Source organism: Providencia sp. PROV076 (assembly GCF_028483405.1).
GTDB lineage: Bacteria > Pseudomonadota > Gammaproteobacteria > Enterobacterales > Enterobacteriaceae > Providencia > Providencia huaxiensis.
In genome coordinates, this window is the sequence record NZ_JAMPRR010000017.1 from 75,187 (window position 1) to 101,346 (window position 26,160).

Sequence of the window (26,160 nt, forward strand, 5' to 3'; positions counted from 1 at the left end):
ATTAATCGTCCTCGCTGTCTTGATACCGACTCAGTCGTCTTGCCTGTTCACGCCGTTGGTTTTGCTCTAATTGTCTAGCGACTTCTCTAGCAATATCGTTTGCTGACTGGCTCGGTAATGGATAAATATTGATAGTGACCGGCGCAGTATTTGCCGCGTGATTGCTTTGATTTATGGTTGTTGGCGCGGATTGATAGCTATTTGCGGGTAAAGCATAAGGATGGATGGGTTTTGCTGTCGCGGTCATAGAGCCAATAGTTAATGCCGCCGCAGCCAGTGCAGCGGTTTTTCTCCGGCTAGTGATATGAGCTGGCCCATTAACAAGCTCGGGGCCATATTCCCCCGCAATACCGAATTGTCCACGGGGAATAAATCCGCCATTGTCGAACATGCCCGCACTTTTCATACCGGCTTGAATAACGGTCACTTGTGACATGGCGCGCACAGTTTTGGTTTCATCCGAAAGCATCCAATCGGGCAAAATATTCGTGGCCATTTGCTTGAGTTCGGCAAATTGGGCTTTCAGTGATTCCCATTTTTCCAGAATGCCGTTTTTCAGGCTATCAATGATCTCACCGCCAATTTGTTTAAAGCGTTCCGGTAAACCTTTAACATCCGCGACAATCTGCTCCCACTTATCAGAAATGGTTTTCTTCACCAATGCCCACATACGAGAAGTGATAGCGACAATCTCACCCCAGTGCTGATAAACCAGCCCGACAAGCCCCCAATTCAGCACATAGGATTTAACTCCCTCCCAGAATTGGGAAAATATCTCTGTGACTCTGTTCCATAATTTTTTAGCGTACGGAACGATATCATCCCAATATTTATAAATCAGGTAAGCTGCGCCAGCGATAGCCGTGATAATTAAGATAATCGGGTTAGCTAATAGCGCACGGCCTAGCATCATAAATGCCGTTCCAATTAACTTAATAGGCTTAATCAGTAATGATAGAAAGCCGCTGCCTTTGATACCTAATACGGACAGACTTAATTTCGCCATGGCGAGTGGGCCAATTAATGCCGCAATCATCAATGTGATACCGCCACCAACGGCCAGCACCGCACCTAATCCCAACGTGATCATGGTGATTTTTTTGACCAGTTCAGGGTTTTTCTTTGCCCATTGGCCAAACTTCGAAATGAGATCAGTGACTCGTTTAGTGATATCCCGCAAAGGGCTATCCGCACCACCAAAAACTTGTATCCCCACATCTTCATAAGCCGAGGTTAAGTTTTTTAAGTCGCCATCAAGGTTATCTGTCATGGTTTTGGCGACTTTTTCCGCTTCCCCTTTAGCGGCTTTGATTTCAGCAATCATGGCTTGCAACTGACCGGAGCCAGCTTGGTCAACCAATACAGAGAGGGCAGAAAATGCCTCTTCACCAGCAATATGTTTAAACAGTCCGGCACGCTCTGCCGTACCCATTTTTTTAGTTTTTTTGTCTAGTTCGGCGAGTATGTCGGTAAATTGGCGCAAATTACCTTTGGCATCACGGGTTTTAATTTTCAATTTATCAAGGGCTTCACCAGCCATTTTCGGCGGCTCTGCCAAGCGCCCTAAAATAGAGCGTAAGCCTGTACCGGCCATACTGCCTTGAATACCCGCATCACCGAGTTTACCGGCGGCAACGGCGGCGGTTTCTAAATCGACACCGAGCCCCGAAGCAACCGGTGCAACATATTTCATTGTGTCGCCAAGCATAGTGAGGTTGGTATTAGACCGCGTAAACGTGGCGACAAGTGCATCACTGACACGGTTCATTTCATTAGAATTCAGCTTAAAGCCGGTCAAGATGTTGGAACCAATATCAGCCGTGGTGGCCAAGTCGATATCACCGGCCAATGACATGGATAAAGTACCGGACATGGCATTTTTAATTTGCTCTGGCTTAAAACCAGCCATGGCATAGAACGCTTGGCCTTGTGCAACTTCATTAGCGGTGAATGCGGTTGTTGCCCCAAGGTCTCGTGCTTGCTCCCTTAACATCTTGTAGTCGTCGGAATTTTTATCAAGGCGGGTTAAGGCTTGCACTTTCGACATGCCGATTTCAAAATCATAGCCGGGTACTAATACTTTTTTAGCCGCATAACCTAACCCCGCACCGGATGCAAGCATACCCGCGCCGCTACCGGCCATTTTATTACGCACGCCCATGGCATTTTGATAGCTATTTTTTGCCGCAGACATGCGTTTTTCTTGGTTGGCCACCCGTTTTAGTTGCTGCTCTTGTTGCTGTAATCGCCGGCTTGTGCTGGCAATGTCGCTATTTAATTTGATTTGGGCTTGGCTTAGTTGGCGTGTTGAAATCCCACTGCCTTTTAGGGCTTCCCGTTGGCGCTGCAATGAGGCGCTCAGTGTGCCGGTTTCAGCTTTGAGTTTTGCGGCCGCCGCTTTTGCGCGGTCAAGCTCCCGTGATTGGGCTTTCGTGGGATTTTGAACGGTAGATAATTCACGTGCGAACCGGCTAACTTTGGCGGTGGCTTGTTGGTAAGCATTATTTGCTGCATCAAGGGATTGCTTGGTTTTCTTAAACCCGTCAATTTGCTTGGCTTGGTTGTTGAGCTCTTTGAGTTGTTGTTTAGATTGGCGGAGGGTTTCAGCCATTTTTTTATTTGACGCTTGGGCGCTCTTAAACGGTTTCGTAAATTTATCGACGGCGCTTAAAATCACCTGTAAACGTAAATCTTTACTCATCTTCTACACCGCTACGTTTAAGGGCGTGATAACGCCATTCTAATAATTCGGTCAGGGAAAATTCATCGGTGACAGCGGGTGACCAGTGAAAAATAGTGGCAATATCTGCCACTAAATCATTGACGGTTAATCGTTCTGGAAATCCATAGTCACCGACTTCGGTAACAAAAAAAGCACAAGCTCTTTGGTTAAATTCAGCATATCCGCGGGGTTCATCATGATTAATTCAGGTTTCGTTAATGCCGGTGCGGTGACGCGAGGTAATACCAACATCGCCGAATCCACATCCATTTCCATCAGTGCGGCTAAACGAACACCACGCAATGCACCAGAATTGGGTTTACGTACCACAATCTCTGTTACCGTGGTTGTTCCACGTGTGATGGGTTCATCTAGCGTGACGGTGATTTGATTTTTTTCTACGGGTTCAGTCATTTACTTTTCCTATAAACCTAATGCGGCGCGTTGTTCTTCTAAGCGGTCAACACCATCAACTTTTTCAATCATATTAAGTAAATCAATCTCAATGAGTGTTTCACCATCCCAAATCAGTTTGTAATACGTGGCATTAAAAGGCGCTTTGACTTGGGTGTTTTCACCGGCCTTGCCATTACCAGAGTCAATTTCACTGAATCGACCACGTAGCACGACCTCAACGGCGGTGTATTCTTTGGTATCTTGGCGTTGATAAGCGCAATTGAGGCGCAACATGACACCATCAATTTGAGTGATACCCCATTGCTTATAAAGCTGGGCTTCTAAGCCCCCGAATGTTAATTCGGCTGAGAGAGCATCATCTTCTAAGCCCATATCAATTTTGACGCCGCCATTCATGCCGCCGCCGCGATAGGTTTCAAATTTACGGGTGATTTTCGGTAGCGTGATTTCTTCAATACGCCCCATATAGCTTTCACCCTCATTGAATAAATTTAAATCTTTAAGTTTGCGTGGTAAGGCCATGATTACCCCTTAATTTTTGAGCCAAAATCCAATAAATAGCGGTCGGTAATACGCTGACGTAACAGTAAGTTTTCCAGTGGGGGTACGGCTGTATAGTCATAATCAATGTATAACTTGCCGCTTTTCAGCTCTTCTTTGGTGTTAACGTCTGGATCGAACCAACATTCACTGCCTAACAAATAGCCTTGCGTTGTCATGCTGCGCAGTTTTGCATTGATACTTTCGATAATATCGCGAGCCAGTGAGGGATTAAGCGTACCGTCAAGTGACCAGTCCAGCCCCTCGGCGATGGTATCGGATAACACCTGCGCGGTGCGGGTATAGGACTCAAAGGCAAACAACGGATCATCAGAGCAAGTACGGGAGCCCCAAAACTTGAAGCCGTTATTGCGAATTAGCGTGGTGATATCGTTTTCGTTAAGTAAGCCGGCATCGGTGGCAGGGTCTTGTAAATCCCATGACACATCGGCAGAAATACCGGTTACACCATTAACACCCACGTTAGACAAGGTTTTATGCCAGCCAATTTCATTATCAATCTTGGCACGTAAACCCAAAGCACATGCGGTGGCGTAGATATTACTCTCTGCATTCGCGACGGTGTCCCAACTTTGGAATTCAGGCCAAATCAACATTAATTCACGTTGATTAAAGTTTTTACGGTAATCAATGGCATCTGAAATAGTTTTACTGCCATAGGCGCTAATATAAGCCATGGCTCGCATTTTTTGCGCGATACCGGCGAGCGTTGATGAAACCGCCTGTGTATCATGAGCCGGTACGGCTAGAATGCGAGGTTTAACACCTAAGCGGCTTTGCGCCACGGTTAATGCCTGCAAGCCGGTTTTGCGGCCATCGGGCGTGGTGCCACCAATAATATTGGATGTGGTTTCTGCTTCGCTTTCGCCTTGTTCAACACGTACAACCACGGTAACCGGTTTTGATTGGTTACCGATAGCATCCAGTGAGCGAGCAAGCGTGCCAGTTTCGCCAGCTTTACCCGCTGCATTTTTCACATCTGTAATTAAAACAGGGGTATTGAGTGGAAAGGCTTTTGTGTCTGCATCATCGGCAGTACACACCATCCCGACAATGGCGGTATTGATGGTGCGAATAGGTCGCGTGCCTTCATTGAGTTCAATCACTCGCACGCCGTGGTGATAATCTTGAGCCATTACTAGCGTCCTCTATTTTGCAATAGCTCAATTTTGGGTTGGGGTTAACGCAAATGCACGAAATGGGCGTTGTGTGAGGGATGAAACAAAGCCCCGTTGATTGGGGCTCAGAGTGGATTAATGTTATTCGGGTTTTTCAGGCCAATCAATATTTGGTGCGAGTGAAGTATCAACACGGTTTAACAAAACACGGTATGTTTTCCATGCTGTTAATTTTGCTTGGTAATCGTCATCATCAAGACCGACTTCAATGGCATCTTGTAAATACGTGATAGTGGCATTCGCTTCCTCTAATCGCTGCGCCTTTTCCTGCTCGGCTTGTGCAACCAATGCCGCTTTTTGGGCTTCAGTATCTATTACCCACTTTTTGCCATTCCACACGTCAAACTCAGTTTTGGGCTCTAAAAGAGTTAGCATATCGGGCAAATCGCCAATAAAATCAATTTCAATCGGTTGACGGGTTTCCGTACTGTAAGCCGTTTTCCCTCTGTTATCGGTGACAATTTCCCATTTAGAGCCATCCTCACTACGCACCACCGCGAAACCGGCTTTTGTCGGTAATTCAGGCGCATCAATATAAGCGCCAGCGGACACACTTACATCAAAATAAATATTCTCCATGCTTGCGTTTAAATATTCGCGCGTTTGTGGATCTGCAATATAAACTTTAATCCAACCCGCTTTTGTAGCTAAACCATTTTCGCCAATTTCGGCTTGTTCAATCTCTAAATTATAGTTTTTCATTATGCTGCTCTCACGATATATAAAAAGGCAATGTTGCGGGGGCGGTTTTCGTTTGCTGTTGGTACATCTCTTGAAGCATCAAAATCTAATGACCCATAGGCTCCACTTTCTGTGGATACACCTCCCTTTTCTGAAGTGTGTACGGAGCGTATTGCTCCTGTTCCCGCTCCTTCACCTATGTTAGTCTTAAAACTCTTACCTAAAGACCCTTTAATATTACGAATAGCATCTCCTTGCGCGGATAAAACAGCTCTACCGCTGTCAATATTCCGACCAGCATCAAGACCACGAAGGAATTCTCCTCGCAAATCAGGTAAAACCCCTGTTGGGTATGCTTTTGCTAAAAGTGGATAGGTTGTTTTATTGAATGATTGTCCATTACAGACTAAAAAGCCTGACGGAGCAGTAGATTGAGCCCATGGAATAGGTGCACCCACGGGATAGTCGCTTAACCCTACTGTCCCTAGCGTTTTTAAACCCCCATTGTGATCCTCGGTCACATTGAATCCAGTGTATACTTTTGCGTATTCCCAGTTTTCAGTCGTACCATTCCCTGATGTTGAAAAACCAACACACAGGTCTTTTCCTCTGACTTTATAAGCAAGCTCAAACCCACGCTTAGCGCTATAATCATTTATTCTTGTAATAATTACAGTGCCATCAATCAACGAAGAATAAGGCGACTCAGATTTACTCATCTGCACTGAACCACGAAAACCGATATCGTACTGTGCTTTAGTGACTGTCAAGGATGGAGTGCTGCCGATATCGGCAAATAAACCATTTTCACCCTTACTGATTTTTCCTGCCAACGAGGCATTGACTTCTTCCTTACTGTATAAGCTTAAATTATTCCTTGCATCACTGGCGTTTTTTGCTCCCGTTCCGCCACACTCAACAGGTATCAAGCAGTTACCGACTCGACCTGCGCTATCAACAGAAAATGTTATTTTATTTGTGTTGAGGTTTTTTACTGAAATCCATCCAGTATTACCTAAGTCGAATGAAGAATTATTATTTGGAGTTTTAATAGAAACATCTGTGCCGTTTATGGTAAATCTATTTCCATCCGCATAATCACCTTTTGGTTGTTTTTTACCCAATTCAGTTGCGAGCAAGTTTAAGCTAGGAACTTTGTCATTATCATTGCCTAGAACGCCTGAAATATTCGCTTTATCGAATTTTTTATTTAAATCCAGTTTGGTTTGTGCTGATAGTGCATCAATTTTTTTATCAATAACGGTAATTTCAGTATTCACATATTCACGGGTTGCCAGTACAACTGACGGGTCAATTTTCAATGTGACCGATTCAGTGTGACTGACAATTAACACCATGCGAATCGATTGTGTACGGCCTGAGCCTTCGGTAAGTTGTGGCTTATAGGTTTCGGGGCAGTTTGCCACGGCAATTAGATTACCAGCTTTATCAAACAAGCCTATTTCACGAATAAACCAGCCGCCTTCTGATTCAGGAATAATTTGCTCTGCAATGATTTGGTTTTTATTTTTGTCATCAATAAACAGTGTATTAATGGCGGCGCGGCGCTTTTCTGCGATCAATTTGGTTTGATTGGTATCTGGCGTTGGCAAACTCCCGCCACCATCGCCCACCGCCATATGTGTTAATTCAAGTTTTGTGCCCAAGGCGGTGGCCTGAGCGAGTAAGTTCTCACCTAATTTAGTGAGCAGAGCAAAGTATTTCATTGTGGATTAATCCTCATTTCATCAATTAAGTGAATAGCCGCGCCTTGAACATCAAGGCCAGAAACTGAAATTAAAGGCGGTGTATATGCATAAACCGTCAATGAATCACCGGTATAGCTAGATGCCCCGCAATAGAATTCACCGCGGGTTTCTAGTTGAATAGTGAGCCCGACAAGGTGACGACTCGCTGGCTTGGCATCAAAAATTAACGCCTCTAACTCTTGATACATTTCCTCGGTGATACCGGTTTCAAGAACCCCGATATCAAGGCGAAACGTGCCGGCGGTTTCGTTGGTTTTCCACCACTCAATCACGCGAATTAAATAACCCAACGGCTCAACCACACGGCGCAAGGCGCCAATCGTGCCCTTGTGCTTATGAATAAACATGGCGGCTTTCACCGCATCCCGTTTGGCTTTTTCTGACCAGTTTTTGTCCCACCGGTCAACACTAAACGCCCACGCCAAATACGGCAGCAAATGCACGGGGCATTTATCAGGGTTCCATAGAATGCGAATAGGAATAGGCACGCGCTCAATCTGGGCTAGTGATTCAGCCGCCGCGAGCTCTAACGGTGATGAGCCGACAGGTAATAAACGATTATTCATCTGAGCCCCCTAGTGCCACGTTAATTTGTGTGCAGAAGCTGGCCTGTGTTTTATCTAGTTTGATATCTGCAACCGGCTTTTTCAGCTCCACACGTTGCACGCCTTGAACATGCAGCGCGGCATAAATGGCACTGAGCACAATGTCACGGCCTAACCGGTGCTGCTGTGTTGCATAGCGTTTCACTTGTTCTTCTGCCGCCGCCATAATCGGTTCGTATTCAGGTGAGGGATAACAGTAAATCACCGCGTCGATTTCATAATTGATAATCTTGGCTGATTGTACGGTGACACGGTCTGCAACTGGCCTAACATCTTCATCGTTTAACGCCATATCGACTTTTTCAATTAAATCAGCCGGTGCGCTGCCGTTCCCCTCGCGGGACAAAACGGTAACCGTGACATAAGCCGGTAGTGGGCTAATGACAGAAGCGTCAGAAACCCGACCATCAGCAGAACGTGCATGATATTCATAACTGCCAATAGGACCAGCTACGCTTAAGGCTTCAAAAGCGGCGGGAATACGTGAGCGTAAATTGGAATCGGACTCATACACCGGCGCAATCGGTGGAATGGCATTTTCATCACCCACTGATAACATCAGGCGTTTCACGTTGTTATTGGCAGCGAGTTGGTCAAGGTCGGCACCGGTAGCGAAAGCCACCATACTTGCACGAGCCGCTTCATTGACGCGCTGACGTAAAATTAATTCACGGTAACAATTTTCTTGTAATAATTTGGTGAGCGGCTCGGATTCTAATTCCAATGTACGGGCGATGGCTTCCCGCTGTTCTGCTGGCATCGCACCAATTAGTGCGGCTTTGCGTTCGGCAAAGAGCACCTCATAATCTAACGTTTCGACCACATCCGGTGCCGGTAATAAACTTAAATCAATACTGGCTGCCATCGTTACCTCACATTAACCGAAAAATTAAGTGACTGATTGGTGTCTTGGTTTGTGGCTTCAATATCAATCACCACCTGCGCGGCCTCAGAGCTGCTTAAATTAATGCGCGTTAACAAAATGCGAGGCTCCCATTTTATAAGCGCGGTATAACAGGCAGACATCAGCTGTAATTTCAGGGCGGGATTTTGGGGTTGGTCGATAAGCTCTGATAATAGCGAACCATAATTTCGCCGTGCGATGCGTGAGCCAATAGGCGTGATCAAGATATCGCGCACGGATTGGCGTATATGCTCAATATCGGAAAGGCACTTTCCATTTTCTCGACTCATACCGCAATATCTCATTGGGGTTTTCCTGTGGATTCTCCGCCGCTACGTACACCGCCATGAGTATGATCATGCAACGTAATACCATTGGATTTAATCGCGCCGCCGGTGTGTGTAAAATTACCCGTCATTTCACCGCCCTCGGTGACATTGAGCGTGGCGCAGGTGAGGTTTTGTGAGCAAATCACCGTTGGAGTGGTAAGGTTAATTTGTTTACTTGCATTGACGATAACTACATTTGTTGTGGCATTAATTTGTTCGCTAGCGTCAATCGTGGCCGTTTTAATTCCTGTTGCGATTAATGCACCAGTGGCGGGTTCATATTCAATGATTGCCCCATCTGAATAGGTTCGGTGGTCTGCTGTGAGTGAACTGGTCGGCTCGGCATGTTCATTGGAAAAGATACCGGTTAGCACAAATGCCGTGGTAAGTTCGCCGCCTAAAGCAAGGATAAGAACTTGCTCACCCACGCTAGGTGCATTCATCGTGCGAGTGCTACCAGCACGTAAGGTGATCCAATTTAGCCAGTCGGTTTCTAAGTTTCCAATTTGTACGCGACAGCCTTTTTTGGCATTCACATCTGTCACGATGCCAATGCGGATCAGATTTCTGATTAAGCGACGAATCTCGGCAGACATTAAATATCAAGCCTCGGAGTTAATGGCTGATAAAATTGTTTTTCTAAACCAGTACTGATAAGCAAACCAGACTATGAGCAATGGAATAGAAATCCATTGCTTGGTAACAATTAATAGGAATGCAGCGATAACGTTTAATACGATGACTAACCGGTAAATATTTAGATTAAAAGGAATTAGACTTTTCGTTATTCCTTTTAATGTACAAGAATGAGAGCCACTTTCTAAATTAGGGCTAAAAGAGAAAAATATTGCTATCACGTAGATATTCACAAGAATTCTAACGACCTCTGCACCTGCAACGACTTTATAGTCATCAACACTAATGGCCAGAATTGAAATAAAGATAAAAAGCCCCACAGGTAAAAGCGGAATAAATTTGCGCATGACAACCTCAAAAAAATGATTTTCTTAAGCGTGCCATTGATAGTGTATTGATTGCAGCTACTGCCTTTTGTGCAGTCGGTGATACACATTATCGAGAGAGGAAATCAATAATCTGGCTTTCAATATGCCTGATTTCTTGCGGAGTGAGCCCTAACAACTGGCGTGATGGATAGGTTATTTTTGCATTACCAATGCGTTCTGTTAAACCGAACTGATGCACACCGGCAATGTTTGCTGCGGAAGGTAAAAAATAAATGACGGCTTCTTTATCGCTATTATAGGCGCGTAAAAAACGGGCGGTGGCCAGTTTTTTAAACATGCGGGTTTGCTTGGTTTTGCGCGCTGTACTGATTTTTTCTTTCTTGATACTGATATAGCGCTGAATATCTGATTTACGAAATGAGCGCTGCGCTTTTTTATTCGCGTCTTGGCCAGTGATTGTTTTGCTATTACCACGCCAATTCCGTAAGGTGCGTTTTTGACCGTGCCACATAAATTGGATTTCGCGCTGTACCGTGACAAAATTGGCTTTGCGTTTGGTGTATGGGCTGCCATCCGGATTTTTTTGTTGTGAAATGCGCTTAATTTGCGTCCGGCGTAAATCACGAGTGATTTCTTTCGCAAGCTGTCGGCGCTGACCTTGCGACATGCGATTTAATAAATGCGTTAATTCACTGTCAAGTTGACGCAAAGTATCATCATTCATCGTGTTGTTGGCCATTCATTAAACGGGTTAGCCGGCTCAGGGGTAGCCTCAATCACATATTTGCCGTCGTTATCAATCGCTAATACACGCTCGGTGAGATTTAAATCAATACTGATGTGGGCGGTTTTGTTATCTAAAATCACTGCCTCAAATCTAAAATCTTGTTGCCGCTTTGCGGGGTTCGCTGAAATATCGGATTGATTTTTTCTTAGCCAATCATTGACTACCGCAATTAAAACATTTTGGTCACCACTATAACGCTCAATAATAATATTAGCGGTGTATTCATATTCAAAACTGGGCGTTTCTTCTAACGTGGAAATAATCCGCCCGTTTTCAACGAACAAGTATAAATTTTCGGGGTTATCTTTGAGAAATGGAATTTTGCTGTCTAAATATTCCCGTAAGTTAATGAGCTTTTTCACGGTTCCGTTCCTCATCAAATTGCTCAATCGCACTTAGTTGAATATTGGCAGTTTCTAAGGCTGCAAGTAAAGGATCAACCATCAAAGCCAAATCGCAATAAGTTAGAACCCGTCCGGTAGAGGCGGTGGTACTTGCTGGGTGAGTGTTTTCGGAATGGGAACGCATTGCGTTTGCACGGATACGGTAGGCGTTGTCGAGCACCCGATCAGCAAGATACTTAGGCACAGGTAAATCACACGTTGGCTCGTTTTTAAGAATGGTTTTATATTCAATTTTTCTTTCCTCGGCGGCGGCGCGTTGAATAATACCGCGACGATAGGCATCACCCGCGATTTGATTTGCACGGTGAAAACTTAATGATTGGTCAGAGATCAGCGCGGATTTTTTATCAACGTCTAACGAAAGTTGTTGGTTTTCTGCCGTGAGTATGCCGACTCGTTCATTGAGCCGGTCTATTTTTTTAAGACTTTGCCAGCCGGCGAATATGACACCGGCGACAAGGAATAATGCGAAAGCGATTACCCACTTTTTCATATTAAACATAAGCTTTTCGTCTCGCATTATTGGGTTTAAACATCACAACATCGCCCACGCTTTTTCAAACAGCTCATCACTGTATGGCTGCTGACCATTTTCAACATGGACAATCGCTTTAGCGATTTTGAATGCCGTTTCTTTGTCATAAACATCAAGGCAATCATGACGACCAAAGCCCGTTTCTTTACAGACACGATTAATATAACCCTCTGTATTATTGCGGTCTTTTGCCGGCGCCCAACGTTCAATAATTTCTTCCACCGTATCAATTTTGCCGCAACCAACCCCTTGTTTTCCCGCGTAGGTTGAATAGGTTCGCAAAAGCTTGAATAATGCGCGAATACCGTATTCAGGTTGCTCAAAGCGGCTATGACGGGGCTCAATGCTAGGGTCAAATGCCAGTTCTCCTCGCCATGGGTTTCTCGGGTTATAATCAATATTGCCCGGATTATTGTTGCGTATGCCGCGTGGTACGTTAGACATGTTTTCCTCCAGTAAAGCGTGACCATAAATAGGAAAGTCCGATACTTCCCATCGCACCAAATACACCGGTGGTGAATAGGGTGATGTAAATACTTTGATTGCCCTCAATACAAAGCAATCCGCCTAACAACCCGACAAAGCCGGAAACGACCATTTGCATAAAAGCCGCAAACCAGCTCCACGGGGCATTATTCGTTTTAACGTCAATGATGTATCTCACAACACCTCCCCACATTGAAATGAAGAGCATTAATAACCACTGTGCGATACCGAAACTGTTCGGATCTTTATCAAACATGTATCAATCCCATAGCTGTATAAGTGGCTGTACCGGCTCTTCGGTAATTTCAGGTAACTCAATCAATAGCCCCGCAGGTAGCACAGCGCCATGTTCGGCTAGATTGGGATTCGCTAACAAAACAGCTTCGGTCATGCCTGTCGTTCTGCCGTAAAATCGCCAACATATCCCGTCTACGGTGTCACCTTTTATCGTTCTGGTTTTCATATCAATTCAACAATATTGTGTGTCGTGCCCTTGATGCGCTGAATTGCCCAGATAGCGTCACGCTGTAAATCATCAATATTCGTCTCTAAGGCATCGGCTTTTTTGCTACCGTTTGGGGTTGTATCAATATCGCGGTAACGTTCGATTAAGTTTGCTTTTGCCGCGCTGAATACGGCACGGCGATAAAGGATCACTAATTCCGATACGTCAATCTCCCCATGCGCAATTTTGCTAGCCGGAACCGTGTCTAACGTTGTATAGCCCAAGTAGATTTCTTGCTGTTGAAAGCGGGATAATTCACGGTTGGTTTCGATGATGGCGTTTTTTAAAGCTTCAATTAATCGACCTTGGGTGACCGTACCGTCAACTCGCATTGCTTCCCGAAATGCACGGGTATTAATCGCAGGCCAAAAATCACCACTGGTGATCGTTTCGTCTTTTTCGTTAGCGGGTTCGGGTGAAACAAAATCCATAAGGTCACCTTAAAAATAGGTAGGCGGTGGGCGAGAGTCCGAAAAATAAATTTCTTATCTCGCGCCGCCTTGCGCGTTGGCACGTTCTTTATTCATCAGCTCTGTTTTTTGCTGACAAAAACTTTTCAATATTCTTAATATCCTGCTTAACCCCACTACGCTCATTGAGCTCAAGGGCACGCATTAATTCACATAAAGCCGGTTGCGGAAAATCATTATCGCGCAAGCTGTAACCGAGCCATTTATGTAGCTCGGCGCGGACTTTATCGGGCATATCTTCATGCTCAATTAATGTCATGGTGCGCTGCAAGATATCCAATGGAATGGGATTTTTTGCGGTATAGGCTTCTTTGGCTCTATCTCCTATTTCTTCGGCAATAGCACAACCGGTTGTGCGGGATTGGCCTGATGGCATGGCGAGCTTGTGTTTTAATGCATACTCCGCAATATCTAGCCCTTGCGCGTACAAACCCGCGTCAAAACTCCACAACATCAGGTACATCAAAACATCATCTTGAACGCCTGAATTGCCTTTTAATGTTTCAGTGATCCACGTTTCGTATAGCGGTAAGGCTTTACGTTTGTACGCGGCTTTGCGTTCAAATGATTGGGTTTTACCTAAATCCCGCATGTGTTGGCGTAACATCAATTTGACTTGTGTTGCTGCCGAGGGGTCAGCAAGAACGCCATAGGCACTGACGTTCTTGGCTTCAACCTGCATGCGTTTTCGTTCCCACGGATTCACAGCTTATTCTCCGGTTGGCGCGTCTTTTACTTCGTCCGGCTCAGTAGGCTCCGCCGGTTTTCCAGACGTCAGCTCAATGTTTTCAATCAACGCCACACAGTCGTAATCTTCAACAATGTAATCTTCATTCACTGATTCGTAGTTTTCGACACGGTCACGTTTTGCATTGTCCACCACTTGGCGGCGGCGTGATTCGATTTGCCAGTAGATAGATAAATTATCTAATCGTGTGATAAGCATTCCATTTTTCGGGAAATAAGGAACACGTACCGCCGGCAACCCACCGAGGCGTTTTTGGCTGATAATCACATCCGCAGCTAACGCCTCGGTATTGGCTTGATCACGATTGACGATAGGGAAATATTTATCGGCTAAAAGTGAGCGGCCACAGATAACGACTAAATCGGTATCGTCGGCGTACACTTCGGAAATTGCGTGGTCAACGGCTTGCATAACCAATGCATCAAGGTTTTCATACTCTTCGCCTTTACCCACTTTGATAGGTTCAGGGGTGATTTGGTTGGTGTCTTTATCGGTTGAAGAACCTAAAACATGTTCAGGGGCTTCAAGGCGAATTTTATGTAACCAACCGATATTCACGTCTTGCAGGAGTTTATTGACTTCGCGGTTTGAGGTTGCAGTACGATGTGTCCCGTTAAAGCCAATCATGATACGGTCAAGGGCTTGACGCTGAATAATGGCATCGCGGATACGGCGCTGAAAATCTTCAAACATCGCCCACATGTCCAGTTTTTCATAACGAATAGCGGTATCGAAATTCGTTTGACGGCAGTGATAGCCTTGTTTGGCTAATTGAGCCGGGTCAGTGGGTTCACGGTCTTGTTTGGTGGTGTCCGTCGTGCCGGCAACCGTTGAACCAATGCCGAGGCCGATTTTTTCGCCCACTTGGTCTTTGACAGGCACAATATTAATTTTGGTCAGAAAGACGGCGCTTAACTGAATTTTGCTTTCCAGTTTTTGGGCTGCCGAAGGCTCAATTTCCACTTTTGAATCTGTGAATTCGTGTGGCTGAACACCGTAAATCTCACCTAGACGGGTCATGTAACCGTTAAATTTAACTTTTGTTTCTTTTCTCATTGTTTTTCCCGTTTAGCAATCAGTCAGGTTTTCAGTGTTGGTTGTATTGCCACCAAAAGACGTGGGGCGGTGTTGCTGATTATCTTGCTGGCTCAAATCTTTTTTGAGTTGGTCCAGCTCACTGCGCAGGGTTTCATTTTCTTTCTTGATCCCCGATAACGCTTTAACTTGTGTTTCAAGCTGAGTCAGTTTTTGTGCAGTTTCGGTTTGCTCTTCCGCGCAAAGCTCTACCGCTTGGTGAATGTCATTGAGTTCAACATCATTGCGCTGACGTTCGCGACTGAATTTCGCCATGATGCGATCTTTCAAGCTGGGTTTTTCTGGTTTGTTTTCTTCTTCGGTAAATTCAATTACCGTTTCTTCCGCCGCCGTAAAGACGTTATCTTTATCTTGCTTGCGTTCTGAGAAAGTCGCGGTTTTATCTGCACCCGCGCTAAATTCCAACATGCTCGTGCCAAGGCTGGCAGGGTTATCCGTGACAGCTAAGCCCACCAAATAGGCCGAATTCATATCGGAAAAATTAGGGTTAATTTCAACGGAGGTATAAACCTTTTGACGCTTACGATTCATCTCAATTAATGAATCTGTTGGTGATAAAATCCCGTATAGAGCAAGCTTACCTTTCAGAGCACCTTCACTGATTTCTTCTGTGTAAACAGACTCCACATCCCCAAAGCGCGGCATCCATTCATAATTTAGATGCTCCATGTTGATCCGAGCACCATAAACGGATGGGTCGTAATTTTTGGCAATATCAGTGAGCCATTGGCGCTGCACTTTACGTCCATCGGTTGTGGCTCCCTCAACACAAAGGCGCACAGGTTTAGATTTTTTTGTCATTACTCAGGCTCCGGCAATTAAATTTCATACGTAGATAAATTTCATGCGTAAATAAAAAAATAATGAGCCTATGTTTTCAGGGATGAGGGCTAAGAAACAATGCTTTGCCATTGTGTGGGAAATGGCACAACGGCAGCTCGGGGCGATTGGTCGTCTGAGCCAGTAATCTGGCGACATGAAAACATTACACGATTTTGACCCAAGAAAACGCGCCATGCACATGTATTTTAGTGGGTATCGCATCGCGCGTATTGCCGAGGCTCTCAAGGAAAAGGCCGCGACAATTCACAGTTGGAAACGCCGCGATAAGTGGGATGAAATCACCCCCATTGATCGCGTGGAAATGACGCTGGAGATGCGACTTTGTACGCTATTGAGTAAAGAAAATAAAGAGGGGAAAGACTTTAAAGAAATCGACTTACTTTATCGCCAAGTAGAGCGGCATGCCAAAATTCACAAGTACCAAAACGGCGGCAATGAGGTTGATTTGAACCCGAAACTGGCCAATCGCAATAAAGGTGAACGCCGCGCCCCTGAGAAGAATTTATTCAGCGAAGAGCAGATTGAAAAGCTGGAAGAAATCTTTCGTGAAAATATGTTTGAGTACCAGAAAGCATGGTACGGAGCCGGCCATAAGCACCGAATTCGCAACATCTTAAAATCACGCCAAATCGGGGCAACTTACTTTTTCGCTCGTGAAGCCTTTATGGATGCACTCATTACCGGTCGAAACCAAATATTTTTATCGGCGAGTAAAGCCCAAGCGCACGTATTTAAAGGCTACATTATTGATATGGCGCGAGAGGTTGATGTTGACTTAAAAGGTGATCCGATAGTTTTGCCTAATGGCGCAACACTGTATTTTCTGGGCACCAATGCCCGTACCGCGCAGAGTTACCACGGTAATTTGTATCTTGATGAGTATTTCTGGATACCCAAATTCCAAGAATTACGCAAAGTCGCCTCCGGTATGGCCATGCACAAAAAATGGCGTCAAACCTACTTTTCGACCCCATCCGCATTAACACACAGCGCGTATCCGTTCTGGTCTGGAAAGCTCTTTAATCGTGGTCGTCGTAAGGCCGATCACGTTGAGGTCGATATCAGCCATCAAGCGTTAGTGAATGGCATGATGTGTGGGGATGGTCAGTGGCGGCAAATTGTCACGATTGAAGATGCCATGCGGGGCGGGTGTAATTTATTCGATATTGATCAACTCTATTTAGAATATAGCCCTGATGAATTCGAAAACTTGCTGATGTGTGAGTTTGTCGATGATATTGCATCCATCTTTAATTTGCAGTTAATGCAAAAATGCATGGTGGACAGTTGGGAAATATGGGACGACGTTCAGCCGTTAATGATACGTCCCTATGCTTATCACCCTGTTTGGATTGGTTATGACCCCGCGAAAGGTACTCAAAACGGAGATAGTGCGGGTTGTGTGGTGATTGCGCCACCGCTACACAAAGGCGGTAAGTTTCGCATACTTGAGCATCATCAATGGCGTGGCATGGATTTTCGCGCGCAATCGGACGCGATAAAAGAACTCACCGAGCGTTACAACGTGCAATACATCGGGATTGATTCCACAGGTATTGGCCATGGTGTCCTGCAAAATGTGCGGGAATTTTTCCCTGCTGCAAAAGAATTTGTCTATAACCCTGCCTTAAAAAATGCATTGGTGCTTAAAGCTTATGACGTGATTAGCCATGACCGGTTGGAATATGACGCGGGTAGTAATGATATCACGCAATCTTTTATGGCCATTCGCCGTGCCACTACCGCCAGTGGTAACCGCCCAACTTATGAAGCTGACCGCAGCGAAGAAGCCAGCCACGCAGATTTAGCATGGGCAACCATGCACGCCCTTTATAACGAACCGATCACCGGTGAAAATCACAATCAACATAATATCGTCGAGGTCTTTTAATGAGCCGTAAAAATAAAAAACGCCAATCACAAACACTGGCGCAAAAAACCGACAGCGCATCAATGGAAGCATTCACTTTCGGTGATCCAATCCCCGTACTTGATAAGCGTGAAATTTTTGATTATTTGGAATGTGTGCAAATTGATAATTACTATGAGCCGCCAATTAGTTTTAATGGCCTTGCGCGCACGTTCCGCGCAGCCCCACACCATAGCAGCGCAATTTATGTAAAACGTAATATTCTCACCAGTACCTTTATTCCTAATAAATATTTAAGTCGTCAGACGTTTGATAGTTGGGCATTAGATTTTTTACTGTTTGGTAATGGGTATCTTGAAGAACGAAATAACCGTCTGGGGCAGTCGCTGAATTTTAAACATTCGCCGGCTAAGTTTACCCGCCGCGGTGTTGACTTAGAAACTTACTGGTTTGTGCAATATGGCTACGATATTAAACCGTATGAATTTCAAACGGGTAAAGTGTTTCACTTGATTGAGCCGGATATTAACCAAGAGTTATACGGCTTGCCGGAATATCTTGCGGCGATCCCCTCCGTACTGCTCAATGAATCGGCAACACTATTTCGCCGTAAATATTATCTCAATGGCTCGCATGCCGGTTATATTTTGTATATTAGTGATGCAGCACAAAAAACCGATGATGTTGATAAAATTCGTGAAGCACTCAAAAGCAGTAAAGGACCAGGGAACTTTCGCAATTTATTTTTGTACGCACCAGGGGGAAAGAAAGACGGCATCCAAACTATTCCGCTTTCCGAAGCTGCCGCAAAAGATGAATTCCTTAATATTAAAAATGTAAGTCGTGACGATATGTTAGCGGCACACCGCGTGCCACCACAAATCATGGGGATCATTCCTGAAAATGTGGGCGGCTTTGGTGATGTTGAGAAAGCGGCAAAAGTATTTGTGCGCAATGAGTTGATGCCGTTACAAAGTAAGATGATGCAATTGAATGATTGGTTTGGTGGGGAGATTATAAAGTTTGATAAGTACTCGCTGGACTTAGACGACGAATAATATTACTAGTTAATTCAATGATACCGCCCACTGAGGCGGTATTTTTCTGCCTGCAAGTAGGTGATCTCGACGCCCTAAATAATAATAAGACCCCACTGTATTATACCAAACCTAGCTCACCAAGACGAATCCGCAATAAATTGCCTCCATCAAATAGCGATTTAAACGCACCACACGCCACCACAAAGCGTGCAAAAATAATTGCTATCTAGTTATATAAATTTGATTTTAACGCTGTGACGGCTCCGAGATTTTGCGGACGGATATTTAACAATAAACACCTCGCCGCGCAATCGTAGCCCCGCCACGCCTGCCCACTAAATAGGCCGGTTTTCATGCACCCGTAAGAGATCGTCTGAACCGCGCCAGTGGTGGCGCTTCGCACAGATAACGATCCTTTTTTGATCTTGCGGATTTGGGCGGGAAATTGCGAATTTGACACAAATATAATTTGACATATATTTATGTTCTTAGAACTATATTTTGATACAAACAAAAAGGAATTTTATTGTGAGCTTATTACCTATACAACCTAATTTTGATGAAGGCTTTACACCTGAAAATGATATTTTTGGAAGAAAAAAATTATATAAGCAAATTAAAAATATAGTATCAATGTCTTCCGATGATAGTATAGTTCTAGGTCTTGATGATGAATGGGGGAATGGGAAAACATCATTTGTAAAAATGGTTGTTGGTGAAGTAAAAAAATATGAATCTGATAATATTAATGTTATTTACTTTGATGCATTCAAAAATGATTACCAGTCAGACCCACTATTAGCAATGTTAGCCTCTATATATTCAATGATTCAATTAGAAGAAAATAATGAAGGTTTTAAAGATAATTTTCTTAAAGTAAGTAAAGCTGTTGCATTAAGTATGCTAAAACATACACCAAAGGCTGTTGTAAGTTTACTATCATCTAAATTAATTTCTAATGAAGTATATGATCAGATAAAAGATACAGTGACAGATGCACTATCAGAACCTTTAGAAAAATTTATTGAGGAAAAAATTGAAGGTGCAAGTAAAGAAGCTAATGAAATAGAAAGCTTTAAAAGTGTATTAGAGAGTATATATACTTCAACAGGGAAAAAAACATTATTTATCATTGATGAGCTAGATAGAGCAAAACCCGATTTTTCATTAGGAATAATTGAAAAGGTAAAGCACCTCTTTGATGTAAGAGGTTTTTGCTTTTTATTGGTTATGAATAGAAGTCAATTTGAAGAAACCATAAAGTTAACTTATGGCAATATTAATACTTCAATATATCTAAATAAATTTATACACATGTGGTTCAAATTGCCTATTCTAAAAACTATTCGAGTTACTGGCTCAAATCTGGATGAAAACTCTAATTATTTATTTGATATATTCTCTAAATATATAGGTATATATATTAAAAACCAACATATAAATAGGAGTTTATCTTACTTGTTAGCATGCAGTAGTCTATCACTAAGAGAGGCGGAACGGTGTGTATCTTTGTATAAATTGTGTTACTCTAGTGAAGATAGCGGTAAATTAAAACTTTTTGAGAGCTATGCAATATCGATATTAATATTTTCTCGTGTCAAAAGCATTGATTTAATGACTGGTTTTTTACATAAAGAAAAATATAATGATGAATTTAAAAAAGAATTAATGCTGAGTGGTGATACTAATAATATTTGTAGCAATTTGCATGCTCTAATAGATTATCATTATTGTGATGATGCTACATTAACTGCTTTATTTGAGAAAAATAAAACTCACATCAATACGAGTAGATTGAGACCAATCGAAGATGAGCTACGAAATATCGTAAACACCTCGGAGGCATATGAGCGTTATACAATAAATAATTGGAAGGTTCATGTATTTGAAAAATTAAGTGAAAACATGGAATATGTCGATTTATCTTAATATTAAGATAAAAATTAAGCCGTTATTACACGGCTTTTTTTATTTTATGGCTTCTTCGGTGGTAAATTGACTTCGATTTCTGTCAGTGTCATTTCATCAAGTGCCTGATGTTTAGCCAGAATAATACCGAAACACCGTAATACCTCAATAACCTTGAGTTCCTCTTTTATTATTAAATTATCAACTTGATTTATGAAATTCATTAACTCTTTTCTTTTGGCACTGGCTAAAAGTTCTTGGTGTTGCTTTTTGGGTTGATAGCCTAACATGTCAACCCCCGTTGAATTTACAGAGAAACATTTCACCGAAAGCATCAGGGTGGTACTTTTCAGCCTCCTCTTTCATTTTTTTGATAATCCATACCTTATCAAGTGTTGACTCAAATAAATTAACCCTATCAATAAACGCTTTTTCATTAATGCAATTAACTATACCTTGCTGGCTTGCAGGATCTAACCTAGAACGAGTGGAATAAAATGTTCTACGCCATTTGTTGTGATTCGCTATGCCTTTTGCTAAAAATAGAACGTTTGATGGTCTGCTATTCCACGACCATTCAGGGACATATACATCCCCTACAATATTGGCAACAGCAGGGCACTTTGTAGAAATAAAATAAATTTTTGCGCCATTATTTAACTGAATCATTAACCGGTTGTTTTCTTCAAAGTGATCAACTAAAACATCAACTCTATGTTGATTCGCGTGATAACACAGATATTTAATTTCGGCTTGAATAGTCAAGGCATCGCCAATAAATATTTTATTTCTTCCAGTTAAACAGGCGTCATTTAGTGCCTCTAATGAGAAATACCATGATGAACCTATCTGTCTTGCCTTTTCCAGCACTCTATTTCGATGGAACTGGTTATGACTCCATCTTTTTTGCCAAGTATTTAAATCAACATGTATTTTATAGGCTAATTCTATTAATAATTCATTTGTTACATTTATTTTAAACATGATAAAAGCTCCTACTTATCAAAACGAACAAAATTAATTATTTTTTCATTTTTGAAATCAATATCAGCGGCAATTACGCCATTATCAATTAGCCCATTAATGACACCCAGTAACCCCATAGCAAATACATCTGCCTTTTTACCACATACAAAAGAACAGTCTGAGTGCGCTAGTTTTTCACTCACTTCTACATATCTACTAAATAATTCGTAGGTTGCTTTTGGGTCTAATTCATTTAACTCATTTAATTTAATAATCACTTTATCTATATTCATTATTATCATCCTCATTAGTAAAATATTTATTGTCAATCCATAACGCTAATAGAAGTAATAGCGCCATAATTAATGCAGCAAACCAAAAAATAATAATCAGAATGGTTGCCCACATAGGTAATCTATCGGCTGGTTGTCTTTTGTAATGCCAAATAATGGATGCACAAAAAAACAAAGCACCTATCCCCCAAACGATTAAAGAAATAATTATTCCATCACTCATTTGTTTTCCTCTCTCAACTTATTAATTCGCATTAACGCATTGGTATATCGTTGCCTGTACTTTTCACTAATGGTTTCTTTTTGAACCCTTAATTCCATTTTTTGTAGCTCTTTCCCACTCTCGTTTAAGCTCAATCTCAACCGTTCCCCATCGATTTTTATAAAATGCAGCTCATCACTCACGCCTAAACCTTTAATGAACATGGTTTCAATCTGTGGAATATCGAAATTAATGCCTACTTCGTTGGCAAAATTGATAATTTCTGACTGAATTTCCTTATCGACCTCGCTTACTTCAATGTTTGAAATCTGCCTTTGTTGATTTCTCTGTAATATTTCGCTCTCAGTGGCGTTTTGAGCATCGGTTTCTATAAACGCGAAACCGTATTCCTTTATGTTGCATACTTCACCTGAGCCGTGCTCAGGCTCGTAAAATTGCACATCTGATAGATTGGATGTGATCCGCGATCTACAGTTATTGACAGGACTCCGAGGCGCTCCGCTGTCGCTTCTTAAAAGATTAAGGTCAACGTCAACGGCGCTTTTCTTGACGATTTGATACTTTCTGTCGCGGGTTTTAATAACTGGGGCACCGGCTTTTAATTGGTTGTAGATACCAACAACTTTCTGAACATCTTCACCGTAAACATTTACGTCACTGATCTCACGAGCGACACGTATTGTTTCTTCACTCCGGCGAATACATGGGCCACCTTGCGACATAACATATTCAAAGAAATCACCACCATCGGCAGCGGCGCGAACTCGTTCAGCAACATCACCTAGTTGATCAGCAATAGAAACGCCTCGCGGAAGCCGACGACATTCGCGATAAGCGCCTTTTGATGGGAGTTTATAGAAATGAAATTGTGGTATACGCCAAGTTGAAGCCCACGCAGTAACAGCCGCCGCCATACTTTTTAAATCTTTACCGGTTTCGTGGTCTATCTCACCATCAAGGGCGTAACCGTCGATATTTTTAGCGATATATTTTGCGATATAGCCTACTGCACCACCGCGGTTCATGTGTTTACATTCAAAACGGTATTTATGTGCGCCGACCTCGTCACCATCTTCTTTTAATGCACGCTTGCGCATAATATCAATGGCATCAGCCCTGCTTGCCTTATCAACAAAAAGTAGCATGTGCCAATGTGGTGTACCGTCATGATGCGGTTCGACAACCCGAACACCATAAACATTAATGTTATTGTCATTAAATGCCGAACGAATACGCGACCAAACTTTGACTAAGTACTGTTGCCCGTCCTTTGGTGTGTAGGCCTCATTTTTCCATTTGCTGTTAAGTACTGCGATCACGTCTTTTTTGCGTTTACGTAGCTTTGTTGGGTGATATTTTGACGGGCAAGTCATAGTGATAAACATTCCAATATCACCACGTTCTTTCGCTACGCGTTCAATCCCCGCCATTTGAGCCATAAGTTCCATGCGGCGAATTTCAGGATTTGAAACACTCGCCATCACTTTATCGAACAGATCAAAGCGTTCACCGGTTTCAACATCCTGAATATCCATGCCTTGTAGGTATTGCATATTAGACAAACGCTGCGCTTGCACTGCGCGAATAGCCTGTTTACTAGCGTATGGATTGCGATTCTGGCACACATCCATATTGGCAATCATTAAAGCTTCTAGCCATTGAGTGCGATGGGCTTTTAACTTCCGACACCAAAAGTCCGAATTAACCAAGCGCTGTACAGCCGCTATTACTTTTCTAATTTCTAGATTTTGTTTACCTTTGCCTTTTTTGCGATTTTTCAAAACTCGGCAGTAGGCTTTATAATGAAGCGGGGCAACATGTAGCCCTTTCACCAACTCAGCCAAACGCGCGTAAATTTCTGTTTGTATTGAATCTTGATAGATAACTTCACGCTCACCGTTATTCTGTTCTGTAAACTTATCGCAATAGATTTCATACAAATTAGAGAAACCAACAGCAATAATTTCAGCCAGCTTTTTCACCGATTTATCATTCAAATCAAACAACCGGTTATATTGGCTAACATCAGGCGATAAACGAGTTGATATTGTTAATAATGCTTTTGTTTCAATTTCATAACGTGCATTGATAACAAGCAATCTTTGCCATATCTGCTGATGGAAACGGTAATATAAAAAGTCGTAGGCTTTACGTAGCCCACTTTCTTTTAATAAATTGTCATAGTGTTTTTGATAGCGATAGCGCAGAACACGCGGCAAGGTTTGAATATCACTTAAAATCGCTTGCCCCTGAACAATTTGTTCACGGGTAAGCGGTCTTTCTATATCAGATTTATAGTAATCATTATCTTTTGGCTTATTCCACGGATAAGGAAATGCCATATCCGCGGTATAAGTCAGCGGTAACGTGGTGAAATCTAATACCTTAGACATTAAGCGCCCCGCCTAATGTTTCTGGTCGTAATGCGTTGATGGCCGTTTCACAGCGGCGAGAAATGATATCAACTGTTTTACGGTAAACATCTAATGATTTGATGCCTTTACCTTTAACACGGTTAACATGATAAGACGTTAATTCAATCGCAAGTAGCCACGGATCTGAATGGCAACAAACCAACTCATAGCAACGAGCCATTTTATTGATTTGCAATAGTCGCCATTGAACCGCTTTAGAATCTTCGTCAACATGACGTTGAATAGCAAAAGCGGTCCCGCTGATGTATACGCCGTCTTTAGGGTCGAGAATCATTAATTAACCCCCGCTAAAACAGCAATAATTTCTTTAGCCGGCATTCTCTTTCCATTACCAGCAATGGTGCGCGGTGCTTCGATTTCATGGATAGTAAAGCCTAGGTCAGCATAAAGCGCCTTTGCTTCTGGTGAATTAGAAACGGTGATCGGGTTACCTTGGATATCATTAATATCTTTTAGAGCTATTGCTAATGCTTCGTGGTCTGCATCGGTAAAGCCGGCTGTGTGATATTGAGAAAAGTTATTACCCATGTATGGTGGGTCGCAATAAACGCCGTCATTGTCTTCAACTAATGAAAGTGTATCTTGCCACTCAAGATTTACTATTTCAGCCCTATAGGCTTTATGATAAAAAGCAATAATTTCGTTTTCAGGAAAATACGGCTTTTTGTATTTTCCAAATGGTACATTGAAGTAGCCTTTTGAGTTATAACGACAAAGCCCGTTATAACAATGTCGATTGAGATATAAAAATAATCCTGCTTTATTGCGTTCAACTGCCTTATTATAATCTTCTATTGATTCAAATAGCTGAGCATCAGCCTCTTTATCACGGCGATTGAAAATTTCTCGCCGTTGATAAAATAATGTTTCATCATTTCCTTGAATAAAAAAATCTATTAATGATGGAACAAACCCGAAATCATCCGCCTTTACTTGTTTATAAAGCCTAATCAAATCTATATTTGCATCAGCAATTAAATACTGCTCATAGTCAGTATTCATCATCACTGCACATGACCCAGCGAACGGCTCAACTAAGCGTTTAGTTTTTGGTAAGTGTGGACGTAATTGCTCCATGATACGAACTTTAGAGCCAGCCCACTTGAGGATAGTTTTATTTGATTTAGCCACGATAATTATCCTCAATTCGAATAACTGAAAATGAAATCATCACAAAAGGAGGTAATGCCCTTAACTCTGGGTAAACCTCATTAATTTTTGTGATATCAGTGATGAGACATGAGATAGCATTGCCGGTGTAACTGGCATAAGGTCTATTGATTGAATTGAATTCACGTAAAAATAGTTCATCACCTACCTGAAAATCTCTATCAGCACGGCGAAACTCGGCTGTTTTCAAACCATCTTGAACGAGATGAAAGTAATGAGGAGCTAGCTTGAGCTCATGTTTTCTTTTCATC

General features: G+C 42.7%; 33 protein-coding genes. 3 read left to right on the forward strand and 30 right to left on the reverse strand.

The window, feature by feature from the left end; all coding sequences use genetic code 11:
• Position 1: 1 nt before the first annotated feature.
• From PSF67_RS11555 to PSF67_RS11660, 22 genes are all read right to left on the reverse strand, one after another.
• Complete coding sequence (locus PSF67_RS11555) at positions 2-2,701, reverse strand: phage tail tape measure protein (RefSeq protein ID WP_272676942.1); 2,700 nt, start codon at positions 2,699-2,701, stop codon at positions 2-4.
• Complete coding sequence (locus PSF67_RS11560) at positions 2,694-2,813, reverse strand: GpE family phage tail protein (protein ID WP_036962273.1); 120 nt, start codon at positions 2,811-2,813, stop codon at positions 2,694-2,696. The genes PSF67_RS11555 and PSF67_RS11560 overlap by 8 nt, the downstream gene beginning before the upstream one ends.
• 14 nt (positions 2,814-2,827) lie before the next feature.
• On the reverse strand, positions 2,828-3,136 hold the full coding sequence (locus tag PSF67_RS11565; protein ID WP_036962040.1) for a phage tail assembly protein: 309 nt from the start codon (positions 3,134-3,136) through the stop codon (positions 2,828-2,830).
• 9 nt (positions 3,137-3,145) lie between these two features.
• Positions 3,146-3,661 (reverse strand): phage major tail tube protein, encoded by a 516-nt coding sequence (locus PSF67_RS11570; protein ID WP_036962042.1) that lies wholly within the window; start codon positions 3,659-3,661, stop codon positions 3,146-3,148.
• A 2-nt stretch (positions 3,662-3,663) separates the two neighbouring features.
• Complete coding sequence (locus PSF67_RS11575) at positions 3,664-4,836, reverse strand: phage tail sheath protein (protein WP_272676943.1); 1,173 nt, start codon at positions 4,834-4,836, stop codon at positions 3,664-3,666.
• Between the two features lie 123 nt (positions 4,837-4,959).
• Positions 4,960-5,580 (reverse strand): tail fiber assembly protein, encoded by a 621-nt coding sequence (locus PSF67_RS11580; RefSeq protein WP_272676944.1) that lies wholly within the window; start codon positions 5,578-5,580, stop codon positions 4,960-4,962.
• Positions 5,580-7,286: a phage tail-collar fiber domain-containing protein gene (locus PSF67_RS11585; protein WP_272676945.1), complete on the reverse strand. Its 1,707-nt coding sequence runs from the start codon at positions 7,284-7,286 to the stop codon at positions 5,580-5,582. Before PSF67_RS11585 ends, PSF67_RS11580 begins: the two co-directional genes overlap by 1 nt.
• Positions 7,283-7,894 (reverse strand): phage tail protein I, encoded by a 612-nt coding sequence (locus PSF67_RS11590; RefSeq protein WP_272676946.1) that lies wholly within the window; start codon positions 7,892-7,894, stop codon positions 7,283-7,285. Before PSF67_RS11590 ends, PSF67_RS11585 begins: the two co-directional genes overlap by 4 nt.
• On the reverse strand, positions 7,887-8,798 hold the full coding sequence (locus tag PSF67_RS11595; RefSeq protein WP_272676947.1) for a baseplate assembly protein: 912 nt from the start codon (positions 8,796-8,798) through the stop codon (positions 7,887-7,889). The genes PSF67_RS11590 and PSF67_RS11595 overlap by 8 nt, the downstream gene beginning before the upstream one ends.
• Before the next feature lie 2 nt (positions 8,799-8,800).
• A complete protein-coding gene (locus PSF67_RS11600) occupies positions 8,801-9,142 on the reverse strand; it encodes a GPW/gp25 family protein (protein WP_272676948.1) in 342 nt (113 codons plus the stop codon).
• Entirely contained in the window at positions 9,139-9,762 is a 624-nt protein-coding gene (locus tag PSF67_RS11605) for a phage baseplate assembly protein V (protein WP_272676949.1), read from the reverse strand. Before PSF67_RS11605 ends, PSF67_RS11600 begins: the two co-directional genes overlap by 4 nt.
• 6 nt (positions 9,763-9,768) lie before the next feature.
• Positions 9,769-10,149: a hypothetical protein gene (locus tag PSF67_RS11610; RefSeq protein ID WP_071548737.1), complete on the reverse strand. Its 381-nt coding sequence runs from the start codon at positions 10,147-10,149 to the stop codon at positions 9,769-9,771.
• 88 nt (positions 10,150-10,237) lie between these two features.
• Positions 10,238-10,855, reverse strand: coding sequence for a phage virion morphogenesis protein (locus PSF67_RS11615; protein ID WP_226537818.1), 618 nt, complete (start codon positions 10,853-10,855; stop codon positions 10,238-10,240).
• The gene (locus PSF67_RS11620; RefSeq protein WP_036962064.1) at positions 10,852-11,280 is read right to left on the reverse strand and encodes a phage tail protein; all 429 of its coding nucleotides are present in this window, start codon (positions 11,278-11,280) and stop codon (positions 10,852-10,854) included. The genes PSF67_RS11615 and PSF67_RS11620 overlap by 4 nt, the downstream gene beginning before the upstream one ends.
• Positions 11,264-11,815, reverse strand: coding sequence for a DUF2570 domain-containing protein (locus tag PSF67_RS11625; RefSeq protein WP_272676950.1), 552 nt, complete (start codon positions 11,813-11,815; stop codon positions 11,264-11,266). Before PSF67_RS11625 ends, PSF67_RS11620 begins: the two co-directional genes overlap by 17 nt.
• A 42-nt stretch (positions 11,816-11,857) precedes the next feature.
• Complete coding sequence (locus tag PSF67_RS11630) at positions 11,858-12,301, reverse strand: structural protein (protein WP_272676951.1); 444 nt, start codon at positions 12,299-12,301, stop codon at positions 11,858-11,860.
• Positions 12,294-12,599, reverse strand: a complete 306-nt coding sequence (locus tag PSF67_RS11635; RefSeq protein WP_036962068.1) for a phage holin family protein — start codon at positions 12,597-12,599, stop codon at positions 12,294-12,296. Before PSF67_RS11635 ends, PSF67_RS11630 begins: the two co-directional genes overlap by 8 nt.
• 3 nt (positions 12,600-12,602) lie before the next feature.
• Complete coding sequence (locus PSF67_RS11640) at positions 12,603-12,806, reverse strand: tail protein X (RefSeq protein WP_110591553.1); 204 nt, start codon at positions 12,804-12,806, stop codon at positions 12,603-12,605.
• Complete coding sequence (locus PSF67_RS11645; protein ID WP_272676952.1) at positions 12,803-13,279, reverse strand: head completion/stabilization protein; 477 nt, start codon at positions 13,277-13,279, stop codon at positions 12,803-12,805. The genes PSF67_RS11640 and PSF67_RS11645 overlap by 4 nt, the downstream gene beginning before the upstream one ends.
• Positions 13,280-13,367: 88 nt before the next feature.
• Positions 13,368-14,024, reverse strand: a complete 657-nt coding sequence (gene gpM / locus PSF67_RS11650; RefSeq protein ID WP_272676953.1) for a phage terminase small subunit — start codon at positions 14,022-14,024, stop codon at positions 13,368-13,370.
• Positions 14,025-14,027: 3 nt separating this feature from the next.
• Positions 14,028-15,122: a phage major capsid protein, P2 family gene (locus PSF67_RS11655; RefSeq protein WP_272676954.1), complete on the reverse strand. Its 1,095-nt coding sequence runs from the start codon at positions 15,120-15,122 to the stop codon at positions 14,028-14,030.
• 12 nt (positions 15,123-15,134) lie between these two features.
• Complete coding sequence (locus PSF67_RS11660) at positions 15,135-15,962, reverse strand: GPO family capsid scaffolding protein (protein ID WP_272676955.1); 828 nt, start codon at positions 15,960-15,962, stop codon at positions 15,135-15,137.
• Positions 15,963-16,137: 175 nt separating this feature from the next.
• On the opposite strand from PSF67_RS11660, the gene PSF67_RS11665 reads away from it, so the two are divergent.
• From PSF67_RS11665 to PSF67_RS11675, 3 genes are all read left to right on the forward strand, one after another.
• On the forward strand, positions 16,138-17,895 hold the full coding sequence (locus PSF67_RS11665) for a terminase ATPase subunit family protein (RefSeq protein ID WP_117161992.1): 1,758 nt from the start codon (positions 16,138-16,140) through the stop codon (positions 17,893-17,895).
• On the forward strand, positions 17,895-18,932 hold the full coding sequence (locus PSF67_RS11670) for a phage portal protein (RefSeq protein ID WP_112308399.1): 1,038 nt from the start codon (positions 17,895-17,897) through the stop codon (positions 18,930-18,932). The genes PSF67_RS11665 and PSF67_RS11670 overlap by 1 nt, the downstream gene beginning before the upstream one ends.
• Positions 18,933-19,442: 510 nt before the next feature.
• Positions 19,443-20,843, forward strand: coding sequence for a KAP family P-loop NTPase fold protein (locus PSF67_RS11675; protein ID WP_272676956.1), 1,401 nt, complete (start codon positions 19,443-19,445; stop codon positions 20,841-20,843).
• 44 nt (positions 20,844-20,887) lie between these two features.
• Here the strand turns inward: PSF67_RS11675 and PSF67_RS11680 are convergent, their stop codons facing one another.
• From PSF67_RS11680 to PSF67_RS11715, 8 genes are read right to left on the reverse strand one after another with little or no spacing between them, the layout of a single operon-like run.
• Positions 20,888-21,112 carry a hypothetical protein gene (locus PSF67_RS11680; RefSeq protein ID WP_272676957.1) on the reverse strand — a complete coding sequence of 75 codons (225 nt, stop codon included), beginning with the start codon at positions 21,110-21,112 and terminating at the stop codon, positions 20,888-20,890.
• A gap of 1 nt (position 21,113) precedes the next feature.
• Positions 21,114-21,806: a terminase large subunit domain-containing protein gene (locus PSF67_RS11685; RefSeq protein ID WP_272676958.1), complete on the reverse strand. Its 693-nt coding sequence runs from the start codon at positions 21,804-21,806 to the stop codon at positions 21,114-21,116.
• Positions 21,807-21,817: 11 nt separating this feature from the next.
• Complete coding sequence (locus PSF67_RS11690; RefSeq protein ID WP_048606875.1) at positions 21,818-22,081, reverse strand: hypothetical protein; 264 nt, start codon at positions 22,079-22,081, stop codon at positions 21,818-21,820.
• Complete coding sequence (locus PSF67_RS11695; protein WP_272676959.1) at positions 22,068-22,304, reverse strand: hypothetical protein; 237 nt, start codon at positions 22,302-22,304, stop codon at positions 22,068-22,070. Before PSF67_RS11695 ends, PSF67_RS11690 begins: the two co-directional genes overlap by 14 nt.
• Positions 22,301-24,697: a replication endonuclease gene (locus tag PSF67_RS11700; RefSeq protein WP_272676960.1), complete on the reverse strand. Its 2,397-nt coding sequence runs from the start codon at positions 24,695-24,697 to the stop codon at positions 22,301-22,303. Before PSF67_RS11700 ends, PSF67_RS11695 begins: the two co-directional genes overlap by 4 nt.
• Positions 24,690-25,013, reverse strand: coding sequence for a DUF5405 family protein (locus PSF67_RS11705; protein ID WP_102140497.1), 324 nt, complete (start codon positions 25,011-25,013; stop codon positions 24,690-24,692). Before PSF67_RS11705 ends, PSF67_RS11700 begins: the two co-directional genes overlap by 8 nt.
• Entirely contained in the window at positions 25,013-25,870 is an 858-nt protein-coding gene (locus PSF67_RS11710; protein ID WP_102140496.1) for a DNA adenine methylase, read from the reverse strand. Before PSF67_RS11710 ends, PSF67_RS11705 begins: the two co-directional genes overlap by 1 nt.
• Positions 25,863-26,159 carry a DUF3850 domain-containing protein gene (locus tag PSF67_RS11715; protein WP_048606884.1) on the reverse strand — a complete coding sequence of 99 codons (297 nt, stop codon included), beginning with the start codon at positions 26,157-26,159 and terminating at the stop codon, positions 25,863-25,865. Before PSF67_RS11715 ends, PSF67_RS11710 begins: the two co-directional genes overlap by 8 nt.
• Between the last annotated feature and the right edge of the window lies 1 nt (position 26,160).